28 protein-coding genes are annotated in these 24857 nt (G+C 64.9%); 17 read left to right on the plus strand and 11 right to left on the minus strand.

Annotation, left to right across the window (positions count from 1 at the left end; all coding sequences use genetic code 11):
• Positions 1 to 166: 166 nt before the first annotated feature.
• The gene (locus CK222_RS05325; RefSeq protein ID WP_095799953.1) at positions 167 to 592 is read right to left on the minus strand and encodes an OsmC family protein; all 426 of its coding nucleotides are present in this window, start codon (positions 590 to 592) and stop codon (positions 167 to 169) included.
• 205 nt (positions 593 to 797) lie between these two features.
• On the opposite strand from CK222_RS05325, the gene CK222_RS05330 reads away from it, so the two are divergent.
• The 3 genes from CK222_RS05330 to CK222_RS05340 all read left to right on the plus strand — a co-directional run bounded on the left by CK222_RS05330 (position 798) and on the right by CK222_RS05340 (position 2004).
• Positions 798 to 1016 carry a hypothetical protein gene (locus CK222_RS05330; RefSeq protein ID WP_095799644.1) on the plus strand — a complete coding sequence of 73 codons (219 nt, stop codon included), beginning with the start codon at positions 798 to 800 and terminating at the stop codon, positions 1014 to 1016.
• Between the two features lie 2 nt (positions 1017 to 1018).
• Positions 1019 to 1375 (plus strand): YciI family protein, encoded by a 357-nt coding sequence (locus tag CK222_RS05335; protein ID WP_095799645.1) that lies wholly within the window; start codon positions 1019 to 1021, stop codon positions 1373 to 1375.
• A 98-nt stretch (positions 1376 to 1473) separates the two neighbouring features.
• Positions 1474 to 2004 (plus strand): hypothetical protein, encoded by a 531-nt coding sequence (locus tag CK222_RS05340; protein ID WP_095799646.1) that lies wholly within the window; start codon positions 1474 to 1476, stop codon positions 2002 to 2004.
• 271 nt (positions 2005 to 2275) lie between these two features.
• Here the strand turns inward: CK222_RS05340 and CK222_RS05345 are convergent, their stop codons facing one another.
• Positions 2276 to 3538 (minus strand): ubiquinone biosynthesis hydroxylase, encoded by a 1263-nt coding sequence (locus tag CK222_RS05345; RefSeq protein WP_095799647.1) that lies wholly within the window; start codon positions 3536 to 3538, stop codon positions 2276 to 2278.
• A gap of 106 nt (positions 3539 to 3644) precedes the next feature.
• Here CK222_RS05345 and tesB point away from each other — a divergent pair, with 106 nt between their 5' ends.
• The 7 genes from tesB to CK222_RS05380 all read left to right on the plus strand — a co-directional run bounded on the left by tesB (position 3645) and on the right by CK222_RS05380 (position 11632).
• Positions 3645 to 4508, plus strand: coding sequence for an acyl-CoA thioesterase II (gene tesB, locus CK222_RS05350; RefSeq protein WP_066998363.1), 864 nt, complete (start codon positions 3645 to 3647; stop codon positions 4506 to 4508).
• A gap of 248 nt (positions 4509 to 4756) precedes the next feature.
• Complete coding sequence (locus tag CK222_RS05355; RefSeq protein WP_066998360.1) at positions 4757 to 5095, plus strand: P-II family nitrogen regulator; 339 nt, start codon at positions 4757 to 4759, stop codon at positions 5093 to 5095.
• A gap of 196 nt (positions 5096 to 5291) precedes the next feature.
• The gene (locus CK222_RS05360) at positions 5292 to 6473 is read left to right on the plus strand and encodes an ammonium transporter (protein ID WP_245322420.1); all 1182 of its coding nucleotides are present in this window, start codon (positions 5292 to 5294) and stop codon (positions 6471 to 6473) included.
• Between the two features lie 294 nt (positions 6474 to 6767).
• Entirely contained in the window at positions 6768 to 7043 is a 276-nt protein-coding gene (locus CK222_RS05365; protein WP_095799648.1) for a hypothetical protein, read from the plus strand.
• Between the two features lie 212 nt (positions 7044 to 7255).
• Positions 7256 to 9916, plus strand: coding sequence for a DNA translocase FtsK (locus tag CK222_RS05370; protein ID WP_095799649.1), 2661 nt, complete (start codon positions 7256 to 7258; stop codon positions 9914 to 9916).
• 143 nt (positions 9917 to 10059) lie between these two features.
• Complete coding sequence (locus CK222_RS05375) at positions 10060 to 10728, plus strand: outer membrane lipoprotein carrier protein LolA (RefSeq protein WP_066998340.1); 669 nt, start codon at positions 10060 to 10062, stop codon at positions 10726 to 10728.
• Between the two features lie 103 nt (positions 10729 to 10831).
• Positions 10832 to 11632, plus strand: coding sequence for an exodeoxyribonuclease III (locus tag CK222_RS05380; RefSeq protein WP_095799650.1), 801 nt, complete (start codon positions 10832 to 10834; stop codon positions 11630 to 11632).
• A gap of 33 nt (positions 11633 to 11665) precedes the next feature.
• Here the strand turns inward: CK222_RS05380 and CK222_RS05385 are convergent, their stop codons facing one another.
• Positions 11666 to 12124, minus strand: coding sequence for a cyclic nucleotide-binding domain-containing protein (locus CK222_RS05385; RefSeq protein WP_067322970.1), 459 nt, complete (start codon positions 12122 to 12124; stop codon positions 11666 to 11668).
• Between the two features lie 246 nt (positions 12125 to 12370).
• Positions 12371 to 13054, minus strand: coding sequence for a response regulator transcription factor (locus CK222_RS05390; protein WP_066998380.1), 684 nt, complete (start codon positions 13052 to 13054; stop codon positions 12371 to 12373).
• An 83-nt stretch (positions 13055 to 13137) separates the two neighbouring features.
• Here CK222_RS05390 and CK222_RS05395 point away from each other — a divergent pair, with 83 nt between their 5' ends.
• The gene (locus CK222_RS05395; protein ID WP_067322973.1) at positions 13138 to 13734 is read left to right on the plus strand and encodes a L,D-transpeptidase; all 597 of its coding nucleotides are present in this window, start codon (positions 13138 to 13140) and stop codon (positions 13732 to 13734) included.
• A gap of 85 nt (positions 13735 to 13819) precedes the next feature.
• Here CK222_RS05395 and CK222_RS05400 read toward each other — a convergent pair whose 3' ends face one another.
• Positions 13820 to 14074: a DUF1127 domain-containing protein gene (locus CK222_RS05400; protein WP_095799651.1), complete on the minus strand. Its 255-nt coding sequence runs from the start codon at positions 14072 to 14074 to the stop codon at positions 13820 to 13822.
• A 131-nt stretch (positions 14075 to 14205) separates the two neighbouring features.
• Between CK222_RS05400 and gcvA the strand changes: the two genes are divergently transcribed.
• Positions 14206 to 15132, plus strand: a complete 927-nt coding sequence (gcvA, locus tag CK222_RS05405; RefSeq protein WP_095799652.1) for a transcriptional regulator GcvA — start codon at positions 14206 to 14208, stop codon at positions 15130 to 15132.
• A gap of 76 nt (positions 15133 to 15208) precedes the next feature.
• On the opposite strand, the gene CK222_RS05410 is transcribed toward gcvA, so the two are convergent.
• The 6 genes from CK222_RS05410 to tsaD all read right to left on the minus strand — a co-directional run bounded on the left by CK222_RS05410 (position 15209) and on the right by tsaD (position 19303).
• Positions 15209 to 15634 (minus strand): DUF1761 domain-containing protein, encoded by a 426-nt coding sequence (locus CK222_RS05410; protein WP_095779794.1) that lies wholly within the window; start codon positions 15632 to 15634, stop codon positions 15209 to 15211.
• A gap of 50 nt (positions 15635 to 15684) precedes the next feature.
• Positions 15685 to 16356: a methyltransferase gene (locus CK222_RS05415; RefSeq protein ID WP_095799653.1), complete on the minus strand. Its 672-nt coding sequence runs from the start codon at positions 16354 to 16356 to the stop codon at positions 15685 to 15687.
• Positions 16353 to 16778 carry an EVE domain-containing protein gene (locus CK222_RS05420; RefSeq protein WP_095799654.1) on the minus strand — a complete coding sequence of 142 codons (426 nt, stop codon included), beginning with the start codon at positions 16776 to 16778 and terminating at the stop codon, positions 16353 to 16355. Before CK222_RS05420 ends, CK222_RS05415 begins: the two co-directional genes overlap by 4 nt.
• A gap of 103 nt (positions 16779 to 16881) precedes the next feature.
• Positions 16882 to 17178, minus strand: a complete 297-nt coding sequence (locus tag CK222_RS05425) for a YciI-like protein (protein ID WP_066998315.1) — start codon at positions 17176 to 17178, stop codon at positions 16882 to 16884.
• A gap of 17 nt (positions 17179 to 17195) precedes the next feature.
• Positions 17196 to 18221, minus strand: coding sequence for an NAD(P)H-dependent glycerol-3-phosphate dehydrogenase (locus tag CK222_RS05430; protein WP_095799655.1), 1026 nt, complete (start codon positions 18219 to 18221; stop codon positions 17196 to 17198).
• On the minus strand, positions 18218 to 19303 hold the full coding sequence (gene tsaD / locus CK222_RS05435; RefSeq protein WP_176477586.1) for a tRNA (adenosine(37)-N6)-threonylcarbamoyltransferase complex transferase subunit TsaD: 1086 nt from the start codon (positions 19301 to 19303) through the stop codon (positions 18218 to 18220). The genes CK222_RS05430 and tsaD overlap by 4 nt, the downstream gene beginning before the upstream one ends.
• A 229-nt stretch (positions 19304 to 19532) precedes the next feature.
• On the opposite strand from tsaD, the gene hemC reads away from it, so the two are divergent.
• The 5 genes from hemC to CK222_RS05460 all read left to right on the plus strand — a co-directional run bounded on the left by hemC (position 19533) and on the right by CK222_RS05460 (position 24846).
• Positions 19533 to 20459, plus strand: coding sequence for a hydroxymethylbilane synthase (gene hemC, locus CK222_RS05440; protein WP_095799657.1), 927 nt, complete (start codon positions 19533 to 19535; stop codon positions 20457 to 20459).
• A gap of 1 nt (position 20460) precedes the next feature.
• Positions 20461 to 21174, plus strand: a complete 714-nt coding sequence (locus tag CK222_RS05445) for a uroporphyrinogen-III synthase (protein WP_095799658.1) — start codon at positions 20461 to 20463, stop codon at positions 21172 to 21174.
• A 105-nt stretch (positions 21175 to 21279) separates the two neighbouring features.
• Positions 21280 to 22752: a mitofilin family membrane protein gene (locus CK222_RS05450; RefSeq protein WP_095799659.1), complete on the plus strand. Its 1473-nt coding sequence runs from the start codon at positions 21280 to 21282 to the stop codon at positions 22750 to 22752.
• Positions 22753 to 22762: 10 nt separating this feature from the next.
• Positions 22763 to 24334 carry a heme biosynthesis protein HemY gene (locus CK222_RS05455; protein ID WP_095799660.1) on the plus strand — a complete coding sequence of 524 codons (1572 nt, stop codon included), beginning with the start codon at positions 22763 to 22765 and terminating at the stop codon, positions 24332 to 24334.
• A 32-nt stretch (positions 24335 to 24366) separates the two neighbouring features.
• The gene (locus CK222_RS05460) at positions 24367 to 24846 is read left to right on the plus strand and encodes a TerB family tellurite resistance protein (protein ID WP_066998287.1); all 480 of its coding nucleotides are present in this window, start codon (positions 24367 to 24369) and stop codon (positions 24844 to 24846) included.
• The last annotated feature ends 11 nt before the right edge of the window (positions 24847 to 24857 follow it).

The following is a 24857-nucleotide window of genomic DNA, read 5'->3' on the forward strand; positions in this document are numbered from 1 at the left end:
GCCGGACATCTCCCCCACAAGGGGGGAGATTGGCAGTTCCAGCGCCTCGCTCGCGGCGTCGGTGACTGGCGAAAGCCGGCGCGAATATCCGATCTCCCCCCTCGTGGGGGAGATGTCCGGCAGGACAGAGGGGGGCGCGACGGATCCCTGCCCCGCGCAGCCTACGTCAGCCCAGCCTGGCGTCCAGCGAGACTTTGATGGCGCCGAGCGCCTTTGAGACCGGGCACTCGGCCTTGGCCTTCTCGGCCAGTTCCTGGAACTTTGCCGCATCGATGCCCGGGACCGTGCCGACCAAGGTGATGGCGCTGCCGGTTATGCCGGTGCCGGGCACCAGTGTCACAACAGCCTTGGAGTCGAGCGCGGTGGCCGGGGTGCCGTTCTCGGCGAGGAAATGCGACAGCTGCATGGCGTAGCATCCGGCATGGGCGGCGGCGATCAGCTCTTCCGGATTGGTGCCGGATTTGCCGCTCTCATCCTCGAAGCGCGCCTTGAAGGAATAGGGTATGCCCTTCAGAGTCCCGCTCTGCGTCTCCAGCGTGCCCTTGCCCTCTTTAAGATTGCCTTTCCAGACGGCGTTTGCGGTGCGGTCCATGAAGTCCTCCTGGCTTGTCGGGGTTCGCGCCGGCGGGCGCCGGCGTTCCGCTGAACTATAGCGCGAGCGCGCCGGAAGACCATGGCGCGATTGGGTCGACGCCCGCGAAAAAATTCTCAAAAAAAGCGCGTGCAGAATGTCGACTTCCCGGCGGCCGGACCGTCCTGGGGGCGGCCACGAAGTTCGGGGCCGAAGGAGGTTGAAGATGGACAATCTGTTTTTCGGACTTTGGAGGCGCCCCGGCGGAAGGGTGCAGCGACCGGAAGAGTTCTGGCTGGATCCCCCGGCCTTCGGCCTCGGCCGGCTGGCGGCGGCCGTGGCCATAATCGGGATTGCGGCATGCCTGCTCGATCATGCGGCGGCCAGAAGCAAGGCTGACAGCATCGCGGTCGCCTCCTATGGTTCATCGCAGGAAGGGAACTGACAATGAAATATGTCCTGCTGGTCTACGGCGAGGAAAAGGACCTCTTCGCGCTCACGCCGGAACGATCCGCCAAGCTCGACGCCGATTCGCTCGCCTATGACAGGGAACTCGATCGACAAGGCAAGCTGATCATCGCGCAGGCGCTGCAGCCGGTGAAGATGTCGAAGTCGCTCAGGCGTCGCAAGGGCAAGCGGCTGGTTACCGACGGGCCGTTCGCCGAGACGAAAGAACAGCTGCTCGGCTTCGTCCTGGTCGAGGCCGCGGATCTTGACGAGGCGATGGCGATCGCAGACGGCATTCCGCTGGCCGAGCTCGGCACCGTCGAGGTCAGGGCTGTCTACGACATACCGGGGTCATGACCCGGAGCTATTAGCGGTTTGTTCATCGCCGCAATTGTCGCGAGTTGAAGCGATGCTGTACTTCTTCTATCGTTGCCGCGGTTTCGGGGGAATTCGGCATGCCTTTTCTGCTCGCTATGCTTGGCCTGCTCGGCGTGGCGGCCATCTGGTGGTACCGGCTGAAGGCGATGAACGAGGCGGCCAGCGAGGTCGCCGACGTTATCGGCCGCGTGCAGGGCAATATCCGCCGCAAGAAGCTGCGCAAACAGGCGGCACTTTCGCCGCTGACGGCGATCGACGATCCGGTCGTGGCCGCCGCGACGCTGATCACCGCGATCGTTTCGGAACATGGCCCGATCCTGCCGCAGCGCGAAGCCGTCATCCGTGAGGTGATCGCGCAGATTGCCGACAACCCTAAGAAAACCGACGAGGCCGTCGTCTACGCCAAATGGGCGGCCGCGCAGGTCGACGACACCACGATCGTCATCGACAAGCTGGCGCCGTTCCTGCGCGAGCGCCTCGAGCCGCACGAACGGGACGATCTGCTCAGCATGCTGAACCGGGTGGCACAGGGCGGCGAGCACCGCCTGCGCATCGCCGATCAGCGGATGGTGAGGCTGCGGCAGAAGCTGGGTTTTGAGGTCAATTAAGCTGAAGCAGTGGCGGCCGGATCGCCTACCTTCGTGATTGGCCGAAACGCTTCTCGCATCGTCATTCTATGGCGGAGCAAGGAGCGAAGCGACGCGGCGCAGACCATAGAATCCATTCCGTTACCTATAAGCGTTGCAGCGGTGCAGAATTCTGCTCGGCGGCATTCTTCGACCAAGGTCACCGCATGGATCCTCGGGTCTTGGCGTCCGCTTCGCTCCCGCTCCGCCCGTGGATGACGACGTCGCGTAGGCACCGGCCAATTGCTAGGCGCTAGATCGCTTCGCCCTTCAATAGCCGCGGCGTGTCGCCTGACAGGCCAGACGCCTGACGGATGAAGAAGTCCTTGAGCTTCGGCATGCGCTCGACGAGGCCGAGGCCGAGGTCGCGCACGGCGCGCAGCGGGCCGATGTCGTTGGAAAACAGGCGGTTCAGCACGTCGGTGGTGACGCCCATCTGCAGCGTGTCGAAGCGGCGCCATTGCTGGTAGCGCTCGAGCACGTCGAGCGCGCCGATATCCTGGCCGAGCCGGTCGGCCTCGACCACCACTTCGGCAAGTGCTGCGACATCCTTGAAGCCGAGATTGAGGCCCTGACCGGCGATCGGATGGATGCCGTGCGCCGCATCGCCGGCGAGCGCGATGCGCGGTGCGACGAAGGCGCGCGCAAGGATCAGGCCGAGCGGCCAGGCGCGCGGCTTGTCGGCGACGCGGATCTCGCCGAGCTTCAGCCCAAAGCGCTGCTCCAGCTCATGCTCGAAGACGAATTCGTCGCCCTCGACCAGCTTCTGCGCGTCTTCCGTGCGCTCGACCCAGACGATCGAGGAGCGATTGGTGCCGTCCTCCTCAGGCTTCAGCGGCAAGGTGGCGAAGGGGCCGGCGGGCAAAAAATGTTCCTCGGCGCGGCCATTGTGCGGGCGCTCATGCGCGACCGTGCAGACGATACCGGACTGGCCGTATTCCCATTTCACCGTCTTGATGCCGGCCATGTCGCGCAGCTTCGAATTGACGCCGTCAGCGGCGACGAGCAGGCAGGCCTTAAGCGCGGCGCCGTCGGCCAGATGCACGGTGATGCCGGCGCCGTTCGTGTCGAAGGCGCTGACGGCCATGCCTTCGATGACGTCGATGCCGAGTTTTTCGGCGCGGCGGCGCAGCGCGCCGTTTAGGACCCGGTTGGCCACCATATGGGCGAAGGGTTCGCCGGGCGCCACCTCGCCGTCGAAGGTCAAAAACACCGGCCGCACCGGATCGGCGGCACGCGAATCGGTGATGATCATCTCGGTGATCGCCTGCGCCTCGGGCGCGATCTCGTCCCAGACGCCGAGCTGCTCCAGCATGCGGCAGGCTGCTGCGGCGATCGCCGAGGCGCGGCCGTCCTTCTGCCAGACGCCGGCAGGCGCGGCATCGACAATGGCGACGGCAAGGCTCGGTCGCGCCTGCTTCAGCGACACGGCCGCGGCAAGGCCGACATAGCCGGCGCCCGCCACCAGCACGTCCACCGAGCTTTTGTCCGCTGCATCCGCCTTGCGGTCGACCATGGCACTTTCCTTTCGCGACCTACGGCCACCGCGGCGGCCGTTGCAGCTTGACTGCCCGGCTCTCCTGTCCGAAACCGCCATGACACATCTTCAAGGGAGGTGGAACATGACGGCGGCCATGGACGAGCTTCTCGACATTCTCGACCTCGAGCAGCTCGAACACAACCTGTATCGTGGTCGCAGCCCCAAGCTCGACTGGCAGCGCGTGTTCGGCGGCCAGACGATCGCTCAGGCGCTGGTCGCCGCCCAGCGCACTGTCGAGCCCGGGCGCCATGTGCATTCGCTGCACGGCTATTTCATGCGGCCCGGCGACACCAAGGTTCCGATCGTCTATGAGGTCGACCGCATCCGCGACGGCGGCTCTTTCACCACGCGCCGGGTGGTGGCGATCCAGCATGGGCAGGCGATCTTCTCGCTGGAAGCCTCGTTCCAGCAGGACGAGGTCGGGCTGGAGCATCAGCTGCCGATGCCGCGCAACGTGCCGGCGCCCGACACGCTTCTGTCGCAGCGCGAGCTGCTCGGCAAGTTCGGCGAGGCGGTGCCGGAAGGCATCAAGCGCTACTGGGAGCGCGACCGGCCGATCGAGATGAAGCCGGTAATGCTCAAGCACTATACCAGCCGCGAAAAGCTGGAGCCGGAGCAGAATATCTGGATCCGCACCACGGGCCCGGTGCCGGAAGACCGCGCCACGCAGGCGGCGGTGCTTGCCTATCTCTCCGACATGACGCTGCTCGACACCTCGACCTTCGCGCATGGCCGCGCCATCTTCGATCGCGACATCCAGGCGGCCAGCCTCGACCATGCCATGTGGTTCCACCGCAGTCATTCGCTGGACGACTGGATCCTCTACACGCAGGACAGCCCCTCCACGCAAGGCTCGCGCGGTTTCACCCGCGGATCGCTGTTCGCGCGCGACGGAACGCTGATCGCCTCGGTCGCGCAGGAAGGCCTCATCCGGCTGAAACGCTGAGCCGGCTTCGAGGCAAGCCTAGAAAGCAGGCATTTTCCAAATTTTGCCTATTTTTTAATCATGAGCCATTGCGGCACTGCGCCCGTTTGTTGAGCAAGGGCTGCGGATCCCGTTTGTTTACAACAGGTTAATGTCCTGCTTCGGCAATTGGCACGGAGCTTGAATCCTGTCCTGCACTCTCCGGCTCTCCTCGGGATCGGTGAAGGTGTGCAAACGCGGGGGACCGCAACAGCAAAGGGTGAAACCTTATGAAAATCGTGATGGCAATCATCAAGCCGTTCAAGCTCGACGAGGTGCGCGAAGCGCTCACCGCCGTCGGCATCCAGGGCCTGACCGTCACCGAAGTCAAAGGCTACGGGCGTCAGAAGGGACATACGGAAATCTATCGCGGCGCCGAATACGCGGTCAGCTTCCTGCCCAAAATCAAGATCGAGGTCGCCGTCGGCGCCGACATGGTCGACAAGGCCGTCGAAGCCATCAGCTCCGCCGCCAAGACCGGCCAGATCGGCGACGGCAAGATCTTCGTCTTCGGCATCGACCAGGCGGTGCGCATCCGCACCGGCGAAACAGACACCGACGCGCTCTGAGCGGCGACCAGCTATTCCAACGGAGAGTTCAATGAATATTCCTTCCCCCTTGAAGACGACGGGACGCGCGGCCGCTGCGCTCGCTCTCGTAGCGTTCAGCACCGCCGCCGCCTTCGCGCAGGAGGCCGCTCCGGCAGCCACCGCCGCAGCGCCGGCCGCCCCGGCGCCCGCGCTCGACACCGGCAACACCGCCTGGATGCTGACCTCGACGGCGCTGGTGCTGATGATGACCATCCCGGGCCTGGCGCTGTTTTACGGCGGCATGGTGCGCAAGAAGAACGTGCTCGCCACCATCATGCAGAGCTTCGCCATCACCTGCCTGGTGACGGTGCTGTGGTTCATGTTCGGCTACTCGCTGGCCTTCTCCGACGGCGGCGGCATGAACAAGTTTATCGGCGGTGCCTCGAAATTCTTCCACCACGGCATCACCACTTCCTCGCTGTGGGCGCCCGGTGTGGCGAACATCCCTGAATTCGTCTTCTCGATGTTCCAGATGACCTTCGCCATCATCACCCCGGCGCTGATCGCCGGCGCCTTCGCCGAACGCTTGAAGTTCTCGGCGCTGCTCATCTTCATGGCGCTGTGGCTGCTGGTCGTCTACGCGCCGGTCGCGCACTGGGTATGGGGCGGCGGCTTCCTCGCCACCGCCGGGGTGCTCGATTTCGCCGGCGGCACGGTCGTCCATATCAATGCCGGTGTCGCGGGCCTGGTCTGCGCGCTCGTTCTCGGCAAGCGCGAGGGCTACGGCACCACCAACATGGCGCCGCACAACCTGGTCTATTCGGTGATCGGCGCCTCGCTGCTGTGGGTCGGCTGGTTCGGCTTCAACGCCGGTTCGGAACTGGCCGCCGACGGCCTCGCCGGCGCTGCGATGTTGAACACGCAGGTCGCCACCGCAGCGGCGGCGCTGGCCTGGATGTTCGCCGAATGGATCGTCGCCAAGAAGCCTTCGGTGCTCGGCATCATCTCGGGCGCCGTCGCGGGCCTTGTCGCGGTGACGCCTGCTTCCGGCTTCGTCAACCCGACCGGCGCCTTCTTCGTCGGCATCATCGCCGGCGTCGTCTGCTACCTGTCGGCGGTCAAGCTCAAGCACGCCATGGGCTATGACGATTCACTCGACGCCTTCGGCGTCCACGGCGTCGGCGGCATCGTCGGCGCACTGCTGACCGGTGTGCTCGCCGATCCGGCGATCAACAGCCTGTCGTCGGGCGCCTCGCTCGCCAAGCAGGCATACGGCGTCGCTGTCACCATCGTATGGACGGCGGTCGCCACCTTGGTGATCCTCTACATCGTCAAGGCGCTGGTCGGCCTGCGTCCGAGCACCCAGGAAGAGGTCGAGGGTCTCGACGTCACCCAGCACGGCGAAGTCGTGCCGTAAGGCCGACCCTGCCAGGGCCGGCGGATCCTTCTCCCGCCGGTCCTGACATCAAGGAAAGCCGCGGCGCGGCTTTCCCGATTTACTCCCAAGATCCCGTCGTGATGCTCTCGAAAGGGGCTCACGCCTTGAGGCCCGGAAGATCTTCCGGGCCTCCTTTTTTCTCGGATATGAGCATTGAGCGTTTCGATCACATTCACTTGATCGCGAATGTGTGAAACGTCCGCCCTTCCGGTTCCGTACTGGGATTGCGACCGCCATCGTGGTGTCGCCAAACATCAGGGAAGGAACCGACCAATGAACTGCAAGAATATCTTCCAGGGAGCAATGGCTCTGTCGATGGTCAGCGGTGTTGCACTTGCTGGCGCGCTCGACTCGCCTGACAATATGGCCCCGTTCTTCACCGATTCCAGCATGAAGACCATGAAGTCCGAGGCCGATTTCAAGGCCGCCTGGGCGACGACGGCAAAAGACAAGCAGGACGCGATGATGAAGGAGTGCCAGGACGCGGCGATGAGCAAGCCGCATGCCGAATTCTGCGCCAACCTGATGCAGTACGCCGGCCATAAGTGATTTGCGGCAGGTCGGGTCCTTACGGGCCTGACCGTTTCGTCTTTGCCAATGAGAGATGGCGGGCTTCATGGGCCCGCCATTTCCTTTCCGGGGAGCATCTCGGTAAAAGGCCATGGTTAATGCGCCCTTAACCTTCCCGCCGATAGTCTGGGAGACGAATCTCCCGGCATGCGCCACGCATCCGGCCAGGCATCGACACACGGGGAAGAGGCATGCGTTCAGGCGCTTCAGCACCGCTCGCGCTGACCGATACGGGGCACGGCATCCAGGCGTTCGCGCGGCGGCAGGTTGGGCGCCTGGTCGGCGCCGGGATGTTCGTGTTCACCGCTTTCGGCGTCGCCAGCCTCGCTACCTGGAACGTCGCCGATCCGAGCTTCTCGCACGCCACCAACAATCTCGTCACCAACGCCATGGGCTATGCGGGCGCGGTGTTTTCCGACCTTGCCATGCAGTTCTTCGGCCTTGCCGCCGTCGCTGGGCTGGTGCCGGCGGTGATCTGGGGTTTTCTGCTCTTCTCCGCCCGCGGCATCGACAGGCTGGGCAAGCGCGGGCTTGCCTGGTCCGGCTTCGCGCTGCTTGCCGCGGCGATCGTCGGCTGCGTGACGCCGCCCAACACCTGGCCGCTGCCGACCGGTCTCGGCGGCGTGTTCGGCGATATGGTGCTGAAGATCCCGGGCATCGCCGTCGGCGGCTATCCGAAGGGCCTTTTCGCCACCATCATCGCCGTTGTGCTCGCGACGCCGGCGCTCTGGCTGTTCGCCTATGGCTCGGCGCTGATCGCGCGCAAGAACGGCTTTGCCGTCATGGAGCGCGCCGCCGAGCCGGAACCGCGCGAGCAGGACGATCTGCTCTTCGATGAGGATGAAGACGAGGGCGACGAAGGCATTCTTGCGCTCGGCGCCATCACCCATTGGTGGCTGTCCTTCCGTGCATGGATGCATCGGCGTGCCGCGCGCCGCAGGCAGGAGCGTGACGAGTTCGAGCCTCAGATTGAGCCGCGGGCCAGCGCCTGGCGCCGCGCCGCCGAACGGGTCGAATCGGCCGAGTACGCCGAATCCAGGATGAGCCCCGGCGGCCGCGCCCGTGTCGAGCCGGAATTCTTCGCCGCAATGGTCAACGACCGCAGCGCTTCGGTCGATCCCGTGGACGACAATGTCTTCGACGACGAAGAGGCCGATCTCGACGACTTCGACGACGAGGAGCCGGTCCAGCGCCGCGCCAATGTGCGCAACTTCCGCTCGGACGCGGCGACGCGCGTGGAGGCGCCTGCGCCGCGCCCGGTGCAAGGCGCACGCGTTCAGCGCGAGGCGCAGACCTCGCTCATCGGCTCCGGCACGTTCGAGATGCCGTCGCTGCATTTCCTGTCCGAACCGAAGAACGTCGCGAAAGACCCGAGCCTGTCGAAGGACGCGCTGGAGCAGAACGCAAGGCTGCTCGAAGGCGTGCTCGAGGATTTCGGCGTCAAGGGCGAGATCATCCATGTCCGCCCGGGTCCGGTCGTCACGCTCTATGAGCTGGAACCTGCGCCCGGTATCAAATCCTCGCGCGTCATCGGCCTCTCCGACGACATCGCCCGCTCGATGAGCGCGATCGCCTGCCGCGTCGCCGTCGTGCCCGGCCGCAACGCCATCGGCATCGAACTGCCGAATGCCAAGCGCGAGACAGTCTATCTGCGCGAGATCATGGCGAGCCGCGACTTCGAAACCACCAAGGCGAAGCTCGCCTTGGCGCTCGGCAAGACCATCAACGGCGAGGCGGTCATCGTCGACATCGCCAAGATGCCGCATGTGCTGGTCGCCGGCACCACCGGCTCGGGCAAGTCGGTCGCCATCAACACCATGATCCTGTCGCTGCTCTACCGGCTCACCCCGCAGGAATGTCGGCTGATCATGATCGATCCGAAGATGCTCGAGCTCTCGGTCTATGACGGCATCCCGCATCTGCTCACGCCCGTCGTCACGGATCCGAAGAAGGCCGTGGTGGCGCTGAAATGGACTGTGCGCGAGATGGAGGACCGCTACCGCAAGATGTCCAAGGTCGGCGTGCGCAATATCGACGGCTTCAACGCACGCGTCAGCCAGGCCGAGAAGAAGGGTGAGAAAATCTCGCGCACCGTGCAGACCGGCTTCGACCGCCAGACGGGCGAGGCGATCTACGAGACCGAGGATCTCGACCTCGAGCCGATGCCCTATATCGTCGTCATCATCGACGAAATGGCCGACCTGATGATGGTGGCCGGCAAGGACATCGAAGGCGCGGTGCAGCGCCTGGCGCAGATGGCGCGCGCCGCCGGCATCCATGTCATCATGGCGACGCAGCGCCCGTCGGTCGACGTCATCACCGGCACCATCAAGGCCAATTTCCCCACCCGCATCTCATTCCAGGTAACGTCGAAGATCGACAGCCGCACCATCCTGGGCGAGCAGGGCGCCGAGCAGCTGCTTGGCATGGGCGACATGCTCTACATGGCGGGCGGCGGCCGCATCCAGCGTGTCCACGGTCCCTTCGTCTCGGACGACGAGGTCGAACGGATCGTCGGCCATCTCAAACTGCAGGGCGTGCCGGAGTATCTCGACGCCATCACCGAGGATGACGAGGAAGACGACGAGGACGGCGCCTCGGGCCGGGGCGGTTCCGGCGGCGGCGGCGGGGGCGGCAATTTCGAGGATTCCGATGATCCCTACGATCAGGCGGTGGCCGTGGTGCTGCGCGACGGCAAGGCCTCGACCAGCTACATCCAGCGCCGGCTGGGCATCGGCTACAACCGCGCGGCGTCAATCATCGAAAAGATGGAGAAGGAAGGCATCGTCGGCCCGGCCAACCACGCCGGCAAACGCGAGATTCTCGTTCCCACCGAGGACGATAAGTTCTAGCCCGGCGACGTCCACGGGAGGCGGCCGGCAACTTTGAACCCTCTGGCGCGTTGATGCGACCAAGCGCCGTGCGACCCGCCAAACTTAGGCCCAACTGGCGGTCCAGAGACTGCGACCAAGGCAAATCACAGGAAGTGACCGGCATGAAGACCCAGACAGATTTCGCTCCGACCCGCCGACAGCTGCTCGGCCTTGGCCTGGTGCTCGCTGGCGCCGCCGCCATCAATGTCGTGCCGGGCTTCCAACTTCTGGCCTTGGCTCAGGCCGCCGTTCCGCCGGCGGCGCAAAAGATCGCCGACCATTTTTCCTCGGTCAAATCGATGAGCGGCGAATTCGTGCAGTTCGGCCCGAAGGGCGAGCAGACCGGCGGCAAGTTCTTCCTCGAACGTCCCGGCAAAATCCGTTTCAACTATGACGGATCGTCGAATTTCCGGGTGATCTCGGACGGCAAGTCGGTCGTCATCCTCAACAAGAAGCTGAACACCTCCGACCTCTATCCGCTGTCGAAGACGCCCTTGAAGCTTTTGCTCGACGACCGGATCGATCTCTCGGGCGGGCGCGTGAAGGCCGTCAAGGAAGAAGACGACCTCACCACCATCCAACTCTCCGACAAGTCGGTGTTCGGCAACGCCAAGATCACCATGATGTTTGATCCGAAGACCTATGAACTGCGCCAGTGGACGATCACCGACGCGCAGGGCAAGGACACAACGGTGATGATCTTCAACGTCAAGGAAGGCGTCTCCATTCCGGACGGCACCTTCGCGATCGATTATACGGCGAACCGCGAGCTCAATACCAAGACGCGGTAGGTCCGCCCATATTCAGGGCAGGGCCGGCTTGCAGCGCGGGCCGGCTTGTCTTTATGGCGCGTGGCTGGCAGTAGATCGGCGATCTTTTGCCGGACCTGCCTGAATGCCCTTCACCATAGCCACCTGGAACATCAACTCGGTGCGTCTGCGCATGCCGATCGTCGAGCGGCTGCTCAAGGAGCACGCGCCGGACGTGCTCTGCCTGCAGGAAACCAAGGTCCCGGACGAGCTGTTTCCGGAAAAGGCTTTCCGCAAGGCCGGATACCAGCACATCCTGTTCCACGGCCAGAAAGGCTATCACGGCGTGGCGACGGTGGCGCGCCGGCCGATCGCGCTGGTCGAGAAGCGGCGTTTCTGCGAGATCGACGACAGCCGGCATCTCTCGGTCAGGGTCCAGGCCGGCGGCAGGTCGATTCTGCTGCACAATTTCTACGTTCCGGCCGGCGGCGATGAGCCCGACCCGGACATCAACCGGAAATTCCGCCACAAGCTCGATTTCGTCTATGAGATGAACAGCGTGCCGGCGAGCGAGCACGATGCCTCGATCCTGGTGGGCGACCTCAACATCGCGCCGCAGGAGCATGACGTGTGGTCGCACAAGCAATTGCTCAACGTCGTCAGCCACACGCCGGTCGAGACCGAAAACTTCGAGGCGATGCGGCGGGCCGGCGGCTGGGTTGACCTGATGCGGCTCAACGTGCCGGCCGAGCAAAAGCTCTACACCTGGTGGAGCTACCGCGCGAAGGACTGGCAAGCATCGGACCGCGGCCGGCGGCTCGACCATATCTGGTCGTCCGCCAATCTGGTGCCGAGCTTTGCCGGTTACGAGATTGTCAAGGCGGCGCGCGGCTGGGAGAAGCCGTCGGACCATGTGCCGGTCATCGCGAAGTTTGAATTGGATTGAGCGCTATCAATCGGCAGAGACGCTGCGGCGCGTCTATTCCGTAAACCGTGGCGCGAGCTCCTCGATGCGGGCGATCATCTCTTGGAATTCCTCCAGGATGCGCTCATGCAGCTGCACCGCGAGCTCCGGATATTCCTCGAGGATGCGGCGAAACATCTTTCGGCTCAAGCGGATAACTTCCGAATCGATCGCGGCCGAGGCGCTGGTCAGCCGGTTGGTGTCGGCGATAAGGGCCAGTTCGCTGAGCATGGCGCCGGGGCCTGCCGTGCCGATCGGGACGCGTTCGCCGGTGCCTTGCTCGCGATAGAGGACTATGCGCCCGCTGACGACGATATAGGCCGAGTCGGCCACGTCATCCTCGCGGTAGAGCTTGTGGTCGGCCTGCAGAAAAGTGGTCTCGGCGCCGAAGGCCAGCAGGCGCAACTGTTCCTGCGTGAAGCCCTGAAAAAGCTTCACGGCGGACAGGATGCGGATGTCGTCATCCAGCGCCATGCTAGCTGTGTCCCCGAGCGGTCAGTCCAGTCCCTCCTTTGGAGCGCCGTCTCCTTGCGGGAGCGCGCACTCCAACTTTCAATCACGCATCGTGCGATGCGTGCAGCGAGCCGATCCATCACCCTCCAGCATCAGGATCGTACCCGAGGCAATCCCGCCCGACCGCCTATCTGTTTGGTTCGACGCAATTCCGATCGGAAAACCGCTTTCACACTTTTCCTGGAATCGCTCTAGATCATGAAATGTTTAAGGAACCAGCTTGTAGCCGCCGCTTTCTGTCACAAGAATTTCGGCATTGGAAGGATCGCGCTCAATCTTCTGGCGCAGCCGGTAGACATGGGTTTCCAGCGTGTGGGTGGTGACGCCGGAATTGTAACCCCACACTTCTTCCAAGAGCACGTCGCGCGTTACCACCTTCTGGTCGGCGCGATAGAGATATTTGATGATCGAGGCTTCCTTTTCGGTCAGCCGCACCTTGGCGCCGCGCGGATCGATCAAAAGCTTCTGGCTGGGCTTGAAGGTGTAGGGGCCGACCGAGAAGGTGGCGTCCTCGCTCTGCTCGTGCTGGCGCAACTGCGCACGGATGCGCGCCAAGAGCACCGCGAAGCGGAAAGGCTTGGTGACGTAATCGTTGGCGCCGGCCTCGAGCCCCAGAATGGTGTCGGAATCGGTGTCGTGGCCGGTCAGCATGATGATCGGGGCCTTATAGCCGCCCTTGCGCAGGATCTTCACCGCCTCGCGACCGTCCATGTCTGGCAGGCCGACGTCCATGATGAGCAGATCGACAAGGCCGCCGCGCGCCGTGGCGACGCCTTTTGCGGCAGTGGCTTCCTGCTGGACGTCGAATTCCTCGTAAAGCGCCAGTTGCTCGACGAGGGTGGCTCGCAGGTCGTCGTCGTCGTCAACGATCAGAATGGTGCGTGATGTCATGATCAATCCGTTGTTTTAAAAAGAATATTCAGTTGACCTCCCCCCATTTATGCGGAAGCTCACCGGCGCAACAGTCGTTCACAGTGATTTGTTCCGTGAGACAATCATACAAGAAAAAACGCGCGCGCAATGCGGCAGGCGAATTTTTGCCGAAGGGGCTGCATGTCCTGGTTGTGCGTGCGAGGCCCGGCAACCCTGCGCAGGGATTGCTGCAAGCCGGCCAAACGGTGTTTCCCTGCGCCCTCGGGCGCGGCGGCATTTCCGCCAGCAAGCGTGAGGGCGACGGCGCGACGCCACTGGCTGCGATGCGGATATTGTCAGGCTATTTCCGCAACGACCAGTTTCCCGGCGGCCGCCGGACGGGGCTGGCGATGGCGCCGATCGGCCCGGATCTCGGCTGGTGCGAGGTGCCGGACGACCGCAACTACAATCGGCCGGTGAAGATCCCTTACGGCGCCAGCCATGAACGGATGCGGCGCGCCGACCGGCTCTACGATGTGTGCCTGGTGCTGGACTGGAACATCGTGCCGCGCCGGCGCGGGTGCGGCAGCGCGATCTTCTTCCATCTGGCGCGTCCCGGCTTCACGCCGACGCAAGGCTGCGTCGCGGTGACGGCGCGCACCATGGCGAGGCTGCTGCCGCTGCTGTCGGACCGGACCGTGGTGAAGGTGGTGAGGTAGGGGAGTAGGGGAGTAGGGGAGTAGGATATGTCACGGAGGACGCACGTCCACCGAAGCGAGATTGTCTGCCTACTCCCCTATTCCCTCAGTGCCGCTTAGGCTGCCAGCCGGTATCCAGCAATCCGATCCGGCCAAGCTCCCGGTTCATCGCCTTTGCGACGTCCCTGCGCTCGACGCCGATGTCGCGCAGCTGACGGTCGGAGAGATCCTCGACGGATTCGTCGGGAAGCCGAGCGGCGACCCCGGCCTGGCGCAGCCACTCGAATGCCGAACGCAGCCAAAGCGTGATGCCGGAGTTGGATTTCGGAGCGGCGTGGGACTTCAGGACGATCTCGGTCATGGCGCTATCCGTGTTCTCCGGATATCAAATCCGGTTTGATGGTTTATCGATGCAGCCATCTTGCCGGATTGAAAAACAAACGGGGAACGAGTAGTTCTTGTCCGATTATCAAGTTTTTTTTGGAGATAGGGATGGCCCGCTTGCTGCCCGGAACGCGTGCGTTGAGGACGTTCGAGGCAGCGGCGAGGCACCTCAATTTTACCCGTGCCGCGGACGAGCTTGGCCTGACGCCGGCGGCGGTCAGCCACCAGATCAAGGAAATAGAGGATCAGCTCGACCTCGTGCTGTTCACGCGCACCAGCCGCACCATGCGGCTGACCGAAGCGGGAAACGTTCTGTTCGAAGCCTCGGTCGATGCGCTCGACCTGCTTGGCCGCGCCGTTACCCGCGCGCGCAAGATGGCGAGAGGCACGGCGCTGCTGAAAGCGACGCTCGACGCGCAGTTCGCAACCAAGTGGCTGATGCGGCGCGTCGACGGTTTCCGCCGGCAAAAGCCGGGCGTCGAGTTGCGCTTCGACATTACCTATGAAGTCAGGGATTTCGAGCGGGACGATGTCGATATCGGCATTCGTTTCGGTACCGGTAAATATCCCGGGCTCTGCGCGCACCGGCTGTTCGAGAACATCATCATCCCCGTCTGCAGCCCGGCGCTGCTCGCCTCAGGCCCGCCGCTGAAGGAGCCGCGCGATCTCTTCCACCATACGCTGGCGCATATCGAATGGTCACGGCAGGGCGTCACTTGGCCGAACTGGAGCATGTGGATGCACGCGGCAGGGGTCGAAGATTTCGACGACAGCCGCACCCTTGTCTTCGGGTCCTCGGCCGACGCCGCGCAGGCGGCGCTCGACGGCAATGCGGTGGCGCTTGCCGACTTCGCCATGGTGGCCAACGACCTTTCGCAAGGGCGGCTGATCCGGCCCTTCGAACTCGGCATCAAGGTCGCGCCGGAGTTCGCCTATTTCCTGGTTTATCCGGAAGCGATGAAGGACGACGCGCGCATCGTCGCCTTCCGCGAATGGCTTCTCGACGAAGTCACGAAAGACGCAGACGCGGGTTAGCGACACTCCGGACCGCTCTCTCTGTTTATTGGGCGCAATTCCGACGGAACCGTTTCACACTTTTCCTGGAAGTGCCCTAGCCTGCCGGCGCGGCCGGCGCGCCGAACCAACCGATCACGGCGCCGATGATGAGCAGCACGCCGAGCCAATGGCCGGCATCGATCAGCGTGAGGTCCCAGCCAAAGCCCTGATAGCGGTGGTTGACCGACAGCGTGGTGGCGACGAAGCCAAACCAGAGCACAAAGCCGAAGATCACGCCGGCGAGCGGGTTGGGCTCGCCGCCGGTCATCGCGCCGACCACCAGCGTCATGACCAGCGCCATGACGAGCTCGGCGACGAAGCTGACGATGAACGGAACGGCCGAGCGCTTCATCGTCGCCGGATCGAGCTTTGCCGCCTTCAGCCAGGGCCTGCTCAGGCCCATGTACCAGGCGGCACCGAACAGCCACGCCACGACGGCTGCGGCGATCACTGCCAGCCAGTTCACCGTTGAGAAATCCATAGAATCCCCTCCCGAAAGATGAGCGATGGAATCCCTGTTCGCCGGCTGCGTCAAGCCGAAGCGGCGGAAACCCATCGCCACACGGTCGTGCGCTTGACCTCGGCATCCTCCAGCACGCGCGTCACCGGCACCTGGTAGACGGCGAGCGATTGCAGTCCGGTCTTCGGCAGATAGGCGCGCCCGGGATCGCCGACGAGGATGTCGGCGCCGCGCGCCTTGAGGCTCGTGAACCACGGCGTCAGCCTCTCCGCCAAAGGCTTGTCGTAGAAGACATCGCCGGCCAAGACGACGTCCCAGCCGTCATCCGTGCCGATGGAGTCCGCATCCAGGAAATCGGCCTTCACGCCATTGGCTTCCAGGTTGAGGGCGATAACCGTCGCGCAAAAGGGATCGATATCGGCCGCGGTCACTTCAGCCGCGCCGGCCTTCAAGGCAGCGATGGCGACCACGCCGGAGCCGGAAGCGAAGTCGAGCACGCGTTTGTCCTGCACCGTCGCCGGATGGTCGAGCACATAGCGGGCAAGGCCCTGGCCGCCGGCCCAGGCGAAAGCCCAGAAGGGCGGCGGCAGGCCGATCTCGGCCAGCTCCTCCTCGGTGCGCAGCCAGAGGTCGTGCGCCTCGTCAGCCAGGTGCAGCAGCACTTCCGGCACATGCGGCGGCGCCATCAGCGCCGTATTGTCGAGGATGAATGTCCTTGCGTTTTTGGGGGTGAGTCTGGTCACGGCGCCGGGTCGAGGCCGGCCATGCGGCAGACTTCTTTCCACTCTGCCGGCGTCACCGGCTGCACGGAAAGCCGGCCAAGCCGCACCAGCGCCATGTCGGCCAGCTTCGGATTGGCCTTGACCTGTTCCAGCGTCACCGGCTTCGGCACGTCCTCGCAGGCGCGGATGTCGACGCATTCCCAGCGTGGATCGTCGGTGGTGGAGTCGGGGTGGGCAAGCGCGCAGACCTCGGCGATGCCGACGATGTCGAGGCCTTCATTGGAATGGTAGAAAAAACCGAGATCGCCGATCTGCATGGCTTTCATGTTGTTGCGCGCGGCGTAGTTGCGCACGCCGTCCCACTGCGTGCCGGCCTTGCCCTTCGCCTTCAGCGCCTCGAAGGAGAAGACCGAAGGTTCGGACTTGAACAGCCAGTAGTTCATCTCAGTTGTTCCCTTGCCATTGTCGGTTCGCTACGATTGAAGCCTTGGCGCTCTTCCTTATCCTTTCCCCGTACTCGCGGGGAGCGGGAGCGCCAGCGACCGGTCACGCGGCGGCAGGCTTCTGGAAGACCCAGTTCCATGGACGGATTTCGACGCTTTCGAACAGGCCGGCCTTGGCATAAGGGTCGGCGGCCGCCAGGGCTTGCGCGCCGGCCATGTCGGGCGCCTCGATCATCACCAGGCTTCCGTCAGGCTTGCCGGCAGCGTCGAGGAAGGGACCTGCAAAGGCAAGTCTTCCTTCGCTGATCAGGCCTTCCAGGAACGCCGCATGCGCCGGCCTTGTGTCGGCGCGCAGCTGCAAGCTGCCGGGCTTGTCCTTGCAAATCAATGCAAACAGCATGTTTCAACTCCGAGGCTTCAGATGTCGGTTTCGGTTTTGAGCGGCCGCGTCATCAGCGCCGTCACCGCCTGGCCGATGGTCACCTTGCCATCGAGGATAGCGGCGACCGCGGCAATGATCGGCGCCTCGATGCCGTGCTCGGCGGCTATGCGGGCGGCAATGGCGGCCGTCGGCACACCTTCGGCGAGCGGCAGGCCGGTGAGCTCCTTGCCTTGACCGAGCGTCAGGCCATAGGCGAAGTTGCGCGACTGCGCCGAGGAACAGGTGAGCAGCAGGTCGCCGAGGCCGGAGAGCCCCATCAGCGTCTCCGGCCTGGCGCCGAAGGCGGCGCCGATGCGGCGCAGCTCGACGAAGCCGCGCGTCACCATGGCGGCCTGGGCGCTGGCGCCAAGCTTGGCTCCGGTGACGGCGCCGGCAGCAATGGCGAAGACGTTCTTCAGCGCGCCGCCGATCTCGACGCCGATGAGATCGTCGCTGGAATAGCAGCGCAGGTTCTCGGCCGAGAAGCGGGCGGCGAGATCGGCCGCCAGTTCTCCGTCGCGGCCGGCCACCACCACGGCCGTCGGCAGGCCGCGCGCGACATCGTTGGCGAAGCTCGGGCCGGAAAGTGCCGCGACCGGGTTGTCGGGCAGGTTTTCCTCGACGATCGAGGACAGCAGCGCCCCGGTGTCTCGCTCGATCCCCTTGGCGCAGAGGACCAGCGGCACGCCGGATGGCACATGGCCGGCGGCAGCGGCCAGAACCGCGCGCAGCGATTGCGCCGGCGTTACCGCCAGCACGCAATTCGCACCGTCGAGCGCAGCAGCGATATCGCTGGTGGCGACGATGCCGGGCTCGATCGCGATGCCGGGCAGATAGTGCGGGTTTTCGCCACGGTCGATCGCTGCGACGGTGTCGGGATCGCGGGCATAGAGGCGGACAAAATGGCCGGCGCGCAGCATGGCGAGCGCCAGCGCCGTGCCCCAGGCGCCGCCGCCAAGCACCGCTACGCGCCAGCCGCTGGGCGCCTTGGCCTGTGCGCCGTTCGTGACCGCGTCAGTCATGCCTTTGCCCCGCGACGGCCCGAGCCGACCAAGGGAGCGGAAACACTGTCCAGCGGCCAGCGCGAGCGCGGCACGAAGTCGGCGGCGCTCGCGTCGACCATCCCGGCGCGCAGCCGCTCGATGCCCGCCCAGGCGATCATCGCGGCATTGTCGGTGCAAAGCTTTTGCGGCGGCGCGACGAATGCGAAGCCGGCCTTGGAACAGCGCGCCTCCAACGTCGCCTTGATCGTGCGGTTGGCGGCGACGCCGCCGGCGACGACCAGCGCCGGCTTTGCCGTCTCGGGAAATTCCTTGCGGAAACGGGCGAGCGCCCGCGCGACACGGTCGCCCAGCGCATCGGCCACCGCAGCCTGGAAGGAGGCGCAGATGTCGGCGACGTCCTGGTCGCTGAGCGGCGCGATTGCCGTTGCCGCCTGGCGCACAGCCGTCTTCAGGCCGGAGAAGGAGAAATCCGGCTGCGCCGACCCTTTCATCGGACGCGGGAAGGCAAAGCGGCTCGCATCGCCGCTGGCCGCTGTCTTTTCTACGTTGGGCCCGCCCGGATAGGGCAGGCCAAGCATCTTGGCCGTCTTGTCGAAGGCTTCGCCCAGCGCATCGTCGATGGTCGTTGCCCAGCGCTGGTAGTCGCCGACGCCGCGTACAGCGACGATCTGGGTGTGGCCGCCGGAGACCAGCAGGAGCAGATAGGGAAAGTCGAGCCCCTCGGTCAGCCGGGCAGTCAGCGCGTGACCTTCGAGGTGGTTGATGGCGATCAGCGGCTTATTCGCAGCGGCGGCAATCGCCTTGGCAGTCATCAGACCAACGATCAGCCCGCCGACCAGCCCCGGCCCGGCAGTCGCGGCGACGGCGTCGACCTCATCGAGCGATACGGCCGAATCGGTCAGCGCTGCCTCGACGATCCCATCCAGCGCCTCGACATGGGCGCGCGCGGCAATCTCGGGCACGACGCCGCCGAAGGCGGCATGCTCCTCGATCTGGCTCAAGACGACATTGGAGAGGATTTCGGGCGCGGAGTCGCCGTCCAGCGCCACCACGCTGGCGGCCGTCTCATCGCAGCTTGTCTCAATGCCCAGAACGCGGATCAATTCGTCGCTGTCCTCGAAGATTGTGTCTCCGACCTTTCCTATATAGGAGGTCTGTCGATAGTCAGGTGGTGCCGGCCTGCGAATGGCGGTTTTCTGCGCTTCCGGCGCTCACGTACCCAAAAGTACGCTCCGCTCCGGTTCTCGAAATCCGCCATTTTCGGCTCGGCCTGACCTGAATCTCGGCAGACCTCGGAATCGCCTCGGGGGTTATCACGGACCGCGCGCCATGCAAACAACCTTGAAAATCGGAACACGCGGCAGCCCGCTGGCGCTCGCCCAGGCGCATGAAACGCGGGCGCGGCTCATGCAGGCGCATGGCCTGCCCGAGCAGGCCTTCGAAATTGTGCCGATCTCGACCAGCGGCGACCGCATTCAGGACCGGCCGTTGTCGGAAGCGGGCGGCAAAGGCCTGTTCACCAAGGAGATCGAGGAAGCGCTGCTCGATCGCCGCATCGATATCGCCGTGCATTCCTCGAAGGACATGCCGACGGTGCTGCCCAACGGGCTGGAGCTTTCCGTCTTCCTGCCGCGCGAGGACGCGCGCGACGCCTTCATCGGCAAGACCGCGAAGCGGATCGCCGATCTGCCGCATGGCGCCACGATCGGCTCGTCGTCGCTCCGGCGCCAGGCGCTGCTCCGCCGGATGCGGCCGGACCTCAATGTGGTGATGTTCCGCGGCAATGTGCAGACCAGGCTGCGCAAGCTGGATGAGGGCGTGGCCGAAGGCACCATCCTCGCCTATGCGGGGCTGAAGCGGCTCGGGCTCGAGAGCGTGATCACCGATCTGATGCCGCTGGATGTCTTTCCGGCGGCGCCGGGGCAGGGGGCGATCGGCATCGAAAGCCGCATCGGCGACGGCGTGGTCGAAAATATGCTGGCGGCTATTCACGACATGCCGACCGGCCAGGCGCTGGCTTGTGAGCGCGCCTTTCTTGCTGCGCTCGACGGCTCCTGCCGCACGCCGATCGCCGGCCATGCGATCGTCTCGGACGAATACCTGTCTTTCGCTGGGCTTATCATCTCGCCCGACGGCACCGAGTCGCATGAGATCAATTTGGATGGCCCGGCCCGGGACGCGGCGAATATCGGCGCGGAAGCCGCGCGGGCCGTTCGCGCCAAGGCCGGCGCAAAATTCTTCGACGGCTGGGCCTGACATGGTCCGCGTCCTGGTGACGAGGCCGGAACCGGGCGCCTCCCGCACGGCCCGGCGGCTTCTGGCCCAGGGGTTCCAGCCCGTCCTGCTGCCACTGACGGAAACAGTGGCGTTGCCGGTCGAGGCAAGCGTCTTTCCCGCTGCTGCCGCGGTTGCCGTCACCAGCGCCAGTGCGGTGCGCTATGCGCCCAAGGAACTGGTCGCCGCGCTTGCCGCGCTGCCTTGCCATGCGGTCGGGACAAGGACGGCGGAAGCCTGCCGTGCGGCTGGATTTACGTCCGTCTTTGAAGGCCCAGGCGATGCCGAAGCACTGGCCGGCCAGATAACCGCCGAACTTACGGGCAAGGAGATGGTTTATCTTTGTGGCCGGGTGCGCTTTCCGGTGTTCGAAGAACGGCTGGCGGCAGCCCGGGTGCGTGTCCGGCCTGTCGAGACCTACGACACCATCGAATTCGATTATGGCGACGATGCCGTCGTTGCCCGATTGTCGGGCACGCCGGTCGAGGCAGTGCTGCTCTATTCGGCCAAGGCGGCACCCGTGATGATTGGCCTGGCCATGCGCCCAGCACTGCGGCATCTCTTTGAACGGGCGGAGTTTTTGGCCCTGTCCGTAAGAATCGCCAAAGAATTGGACGGGGTTGGCGGGCAAAAGGTTCGCATTGCCTCTAAATCCGACGAGGACGCGCTGTTCCAGCTTTTGTCGCTACCGGGCTGAGCCGCGTCATCACACCGCCCCTTTTCACCGCTTGGTGATGTGGTAGAGCATCCTTGAGCTCTAGACCCTTCGAACCATCCTCAAGCCAATTTGCGGAGCCCAAGCATGGTCAAGACGCCTAAGGTGCGACATTCGAAGAGCCGCCGCGAGCCGGTGACCATCGAACTCGAACCCGGCGCCGTCTCGCGAATCACCGACGAGGATGCCGCCAATACCGATACCAACACGGAACGAACCGACGAGGCGAAGGCAGAGGAAGGGGCTGCTGCTTCGCAGCCGGAAGCTCCCGAAGAGCCGATCCATGCCGAACAGGCCGACATCGAGCCGTGGGAACACACCGACGCGGCGCGGGGCGGAGCTGACCAGGCTGGAACCAACAAGGATGGGGCGCAAGCATCCTATCCGGGCACGGATGAGGCTCCGAAGAGCGAACCAAAAAGCTTCGGCTACAGTTTCGAGGATGCGTCGGCAGCCAAGACCAATTCTGCCGCCTCGGCGTCGAAGCCGAGCGAAACCCGAAGCGACGATCGCGACTTCCCGGCCGCCAGGCGCTCAGGCGTCAACATGATTGCTGCCGGCGTGATCGGCGGCGTTGTCGCGCTTGCCGGCGCCGGTCTTCTGCAAGCGGTAGGGCTGCTCGGTTCTCCGACTTCGGTCGGCGGGCCCTCGCCCGACGGCGTCACCGGCGAGATCGCTTCGCTGAGAAGCCAAATCGCGGCACTTAAGGAGGCGGCCGATACCGGCGCTTCGGCCAAGGTCGACGGCCTGTCCTCGGCGCTCGACCAGGTGAAGTCGGACCTCGCGGCGCTGAAATCCTCGCCCGGCCAGGGCGACGACGGCGCCGCGCTCAAGGCGCTCACCGACAAGGTCGGCCAGGTCGAGACGTCGGTCGCCGACCTGCAGAAGGCCGGAAATGCTGCACCGGTCGATGTCGCCCCGCTCAACGAGAAGCTCGCCGGGCTCGACGCGCTTGTGAAATCGGCGGGCGACGCGGCGAAGGCGGCGGACAGCCGGATCGCGGCGCTGGAACAGTCGGTGCAGCAGCTCTCCGGCAAGGTCGACGCGCAGGCCTCGCAGCCGAAGATCGCGTTGGCGATTGCCGCTTCGGCGCTGAAGGCGGCGCTCGATCGCGGTGCGCCGTTCGCGACCGAGCTCGACACGTTCGCCGCCATTGCGCCTGACTCGCCGGAGCTTGGCGTTCTGCGCGGCTATGCGGAAAAAGGCGTGCCCACGCGAGCCACCATCGCTTCCGGGGCCGAAGCCGCCGCCAACGCCATGATCGAAGCGGCAACGCCGGTCGACCAGAATGCCGGCTTCTTCCAAAGCCTGGTGTCGAGCGCGAAATCGCTGGTGCAGGTGCGGCCGGTCGGCGCCGTCGAAGGCAAGGGAGTGCCGGAAACGGTCGCGCGCATTGAAGTGGCAGTCAACCAGGGCGACTATGCCAAGGCGCTCGCCGAATACGATACCCTGCCCGATGCGTCGAAGGCGGCCGGCGCCGACTTCGCCAGCAAACTGAAGGCGCGGCTCGAAGTCGAAAAGCAGATCGAAGCGCTGATTGCCGGCGCGACCAAGGCATGAGGACCGTCAGATGATCCGCATCCTCGCCTTCCTCGCCGTCGTGTTCGCGCTGGGGCTCGGCTTTGCCTGGCTGGCCGACCGTCCGGGCGAGATGATCATCACCTTCAACGGTTACCAGTACCAGGTCACGCTGATGGTGGCGGCGGTGGCGATCGTCGCCGTGGTCGCAGCGGTGATGATCGTCTGGTGGCTGATCAAGTCGCTGTGGAACAGCCCCTATGCGATCTCGCGCTATTTCCGGGTCCGCCGCCGCGATCGCGGCTACCAGGCGCTGTCGACGGGGATGATCGCGGCCGGCGCCGGCGACGGCGCGCTGGCGCGTAAGAAGACCAAGGAGGCGGCCAAGTTGATCAGTTCCGACCAGGAGCCGCTGATCAACCTGCTCGATGCGCAGGCCTCGCTGCTCGAAGGCGACCATGACGGCGCGCGGGAAAAGTTCGAGCGCATGCTCGATGATCCGGAGATGCGACTGCTCGGCCTGCGCGGGCTCTATCTCGAAGCTGAGCGACTGGGCGACCGCAACGCCGCGCGCCACTATGCCGGTCGTGCCGCAGCTGTGGCACCGCAGCTTGCCTGGGCGGCGGAATCGACGCTTGAAGAGCTGACCGAGCGCGGCGACTGGGACGGCGCGTTGAAGCTGGTCGAGGCGCAGAAATCGACAAGGCAAATCGAACGCGATGCCGCCAACCGCCGCCGCGCCGTGCTGCTCACCGCCAAGGCGCAGGCGCTGGTCGACAGCGATCCGAACGCTGCCCGGACCGCGGCGCTCGAAGCCAACAAGCTGGCGCCCAATTTCGCGCCGGCCGCGGTGATCGCGGCCAACCTGCTGATTAAGCACAACGATGTGCGCAAGGGTTCCAAGATCCTGGAGACCGCTTGGCGGGCCGAACCGCATCCGGACATCGCCGAGCTCTACATCCATGCGAGGCCGGGCGATGCCGTGCTCGATCGCCTCAACCGGGCGAAAAAGCTGCAGCAATTGAAGAAGAACCATGCCGAATCGTCGATGGCGGTGGCGCGCGCCGCGCTCGACGCGCAGGATTTCGCCACCGCCAGGCGCGAGGCGGAATCCGCCATCCGCATTGATCGCCGCGAAGGCGCCTATCTGTTGCTGGCCGACATCGAGGAGGCCGAAAGCGGCGACCAGGGCAAGGTGCGGCAGCTGCTGTCCAAGGCTGTGCGCGCGCCGCGCGATCCGGCCTGGGTGGCGGACGGTGTCGTCTCGGAGCGCTGGGCGCCGGTATCGCCGATCACCGGCAAGCTCGACGCGTTCACTTGGCGCGCGCCGATGGAGCGGCTCGGGCAACTAATCGACAGCGAGGTTGAGGAGGCGGTTCCCGCGATCGCTGCATCGGCGCCCGCTTTGCCGGCTGACGAGAGAGCGATCGACCTTGAGCCCGATAGTTCGGCCGAGAAGGCGGCCGCCGAGGCGCCGAACGGCATCGAGAGGGAAACCGCGGTCGCCGCCGCCGATGACACGGTGGTCGAGCAGGCGCCGGAGTTGCCGCGCTTGCCGGATGATCCCGGCGTGACGCCGGAAGACGAGGCGGAAAAATCGCCGCGCCGGTTTCGTTTGTTTTGAGGCTCGGCTTGGCGGACAGGGAAAAAGCATCGATGTTCGAACGCGTATTGTCCTTCCTGAGGGATTTGCCTGCTGCGGGCGCGAGCAAGCCAAGCGCGGACGATCCGCGCGTCGCGGCCTCGGCGCTGCTCTATCACGTGATGAACGCCGACGGCGTGCGCCAGGATATCGAGTGGGAGCGCTTCAAGGAGATCCTGGCCGAGACCTATTCGATCAGCGGCGACGAGCTCGACGCGCTGGCCGCCGCCGGCGAGCGTGCCGATAACGAGGCGATCGACCTCTATGCCTTCACGAGCGTGCTCAAGCGCCATCTGGATGCCGAGGCGCGCAAGGCCTTCATCGGCCTGATGTGGGAGATCGTCTACGCCGACGGCGAGCTGCACGAGCTCGAGGACAACACCGTCTGGCGCGTCGCCGAACTGATCGGTGTCGAGCGCCACGACCGCATCGAGGCGCGCCGCAAGGCGGCGGCCGAAGCCCCGGGCGCTCGGGGCACATCGAGCGACGAATAGCTGGACCTTTC

Source organism: Mesorhizobium sp. WSM3866, assembly GCF_002294795.1.
GTDB lineage: Bacteria > Pseudomonadota > Alphaproteobacteria > Rhizobiales > Rhizobiaceae > Mesorhizobium.

Coding starts and splice junctions, on each gene's coding strand:
- CK222_RS05325 (WP_095799953.1), bottom strand. CDS start 592: ATGGACCGCACCGCAAACGCCGTCTGGAAAGGCAATCTTAAAGAGGGC.
- CK222_RS05330 (WP_095799644.1), top strand. CDS start 798: ATGGACAATCTGTTTTTCGGACTTTGGAGGCGCCCCGGCGGAAGGGTG.
- CK222_RS05335 (WP_095799645.1), top strand. CDS start 1,019: ATGAAATATGTCCTGCTGGTCTACGGCGAGGAAAAGGACCTCTTCGCG.
- CK222_RS05340 (WP_095799646.1), top strand. CDS start 1,474: ATGCCTTTTCTGCTCGCTATGCTTGGCCTGCTCGGCGTGGCGGCCATC.
- CK222_RS05345 (WP_095799647.1), bottom strand. CDS start 3,538: ATGGTCGACCGCAAGGCGGATGCAGCGGACAAAAGCTCGGTGGACGTG.
- tesB (WP_066998363.1), top strand. CDS start 3,645: ATGACGGCGGCCATGGACGAGCTTCTCGACATTCTCGACCTCGAGCAG.
- CK222_RS05355 (WP_066998360.1), top strand. CDS start 4,757: ATGAAAATCGTGATGGCAATCATCAAGCCGTTCAAGCTCGACGAGGTG.
- CK222_RS05360 (WP_245322420.1), top strand. CDS start 5,292: ATGCTGACCTCGACGGCGCTGGTGCTGATGATGACCATCCCGGGCCTG.
- CK222_RS05365 (WP_095799648.1), top strand. CDS start 6,768: ATGAACTGCAAGAATATCTTCCAGGGAGCAATGGCTCTGTCGATGGTC.
- CK222_RS05370 (WP_095799649.1), top strand. CDS start 7,256: ATGCGTTCAGGCGCTTCAGCACCGCTCGCGCTGACCGATACGGGGCAC.
- CK222_RS05375 (WP_066998340.1), top strand. CDS start 10,060: ATGAAGACCCAGACAGATTTCGCTCCGACCCGCCGACAGCTGCTCGGC.
- CK222_RS05380 (WP_095799650.1), top strand. CDS start 10,832: ATGCCCTTCACCATAGCCACCTGGAACATCAACTCGGTGCGTCTGCGC.
- CK222_RS05385 (WP_067322970.1), bottom strand. CDS start 12,124: ATGGCGCTGGATGACGACATCCGCATCCTGTCCGCCGTGAAGCTTTTT.
- CK222_RS05390 (WP_066998380.1), bottom strand. CDS start 13,054: ATGACATCACGCACCATTCTGATCGTTGACGACGACGACGACCTGCGA.
- CK222_RS05400 (WP_095799651.1), bottom strand. CDS start 14,074: ATGACCGAGATCGTCCTGAAGTCCCACGCCGCTCCGAAATCCAACTCC.
- gcvA (WP_095799652.1), top strand. CDS start 14,206: ATGGCCCGCTTGCTGCCCGGAACGCGTGCGTTGAGGACGTTCGAGGCA.
- CK222_RS05410 (WP_095779794.1), bottom strand. CDS start 15,634: ATGGATTTCTCAACGGTGAACTGGCTGGCAGTGATCGCCGCAGCCGTC.
- CK222_RS05420 (WP_095799654.1), bottom strand. CDS start 16,778: ATGAACTACTGGCTGTTCAAGTCCGAACCTTCGGTCTTCTCCTTCGAG.
- CK222_RS05425 (WP_066998315.1), bottom strand. CDS start 17,178: ATGCTGTTTGCATTGATTTGCAAGGACAAGCCCGGCAGCTTGCAGCTG.
- CK222_RS05430 (WP_095799655.1), bottom strand. CDS start 18,221: ATGACTGACGCGGTCACGAACGGCGCACAGGCCAAGGCGCCCAGCGGC.
- hemC (WP_095799657.1), top strand. CDS start 19,533: ATGCAAACAACCTTGAAAATCGGAACACGCGGCAGCCCGCTGGCGCTC.
- CK222_RS05445 (WP_095799658.1), top strand. CDS start 20,461: ATGGTCCGCGTCCTGGTGACGAGGCCGGAACCGGGCGCCTCCCGCACG.
- CK222_RS05450 (WP_095799659.1), top strand. CDS start 21,280: ATGGTCAAGACGCCTAAGGTGCGACATTCGAAGAGCCGCCGCGAGCCG.
- CK222_RS05455 (WP_095799660.1), top strand. CDS start 22,763: ATGATCCGCATCCTCGCCTTCCTCGCCGTCGTGTTCGCGCTGGGGCTC.
- CK222_RS05460 (WP_066998287.1), top strand. CDS start 24,367: ATGTTCGAACGCGTATTGTCCTTCCTGAGGGATTTGCCTGCTGCGGGC.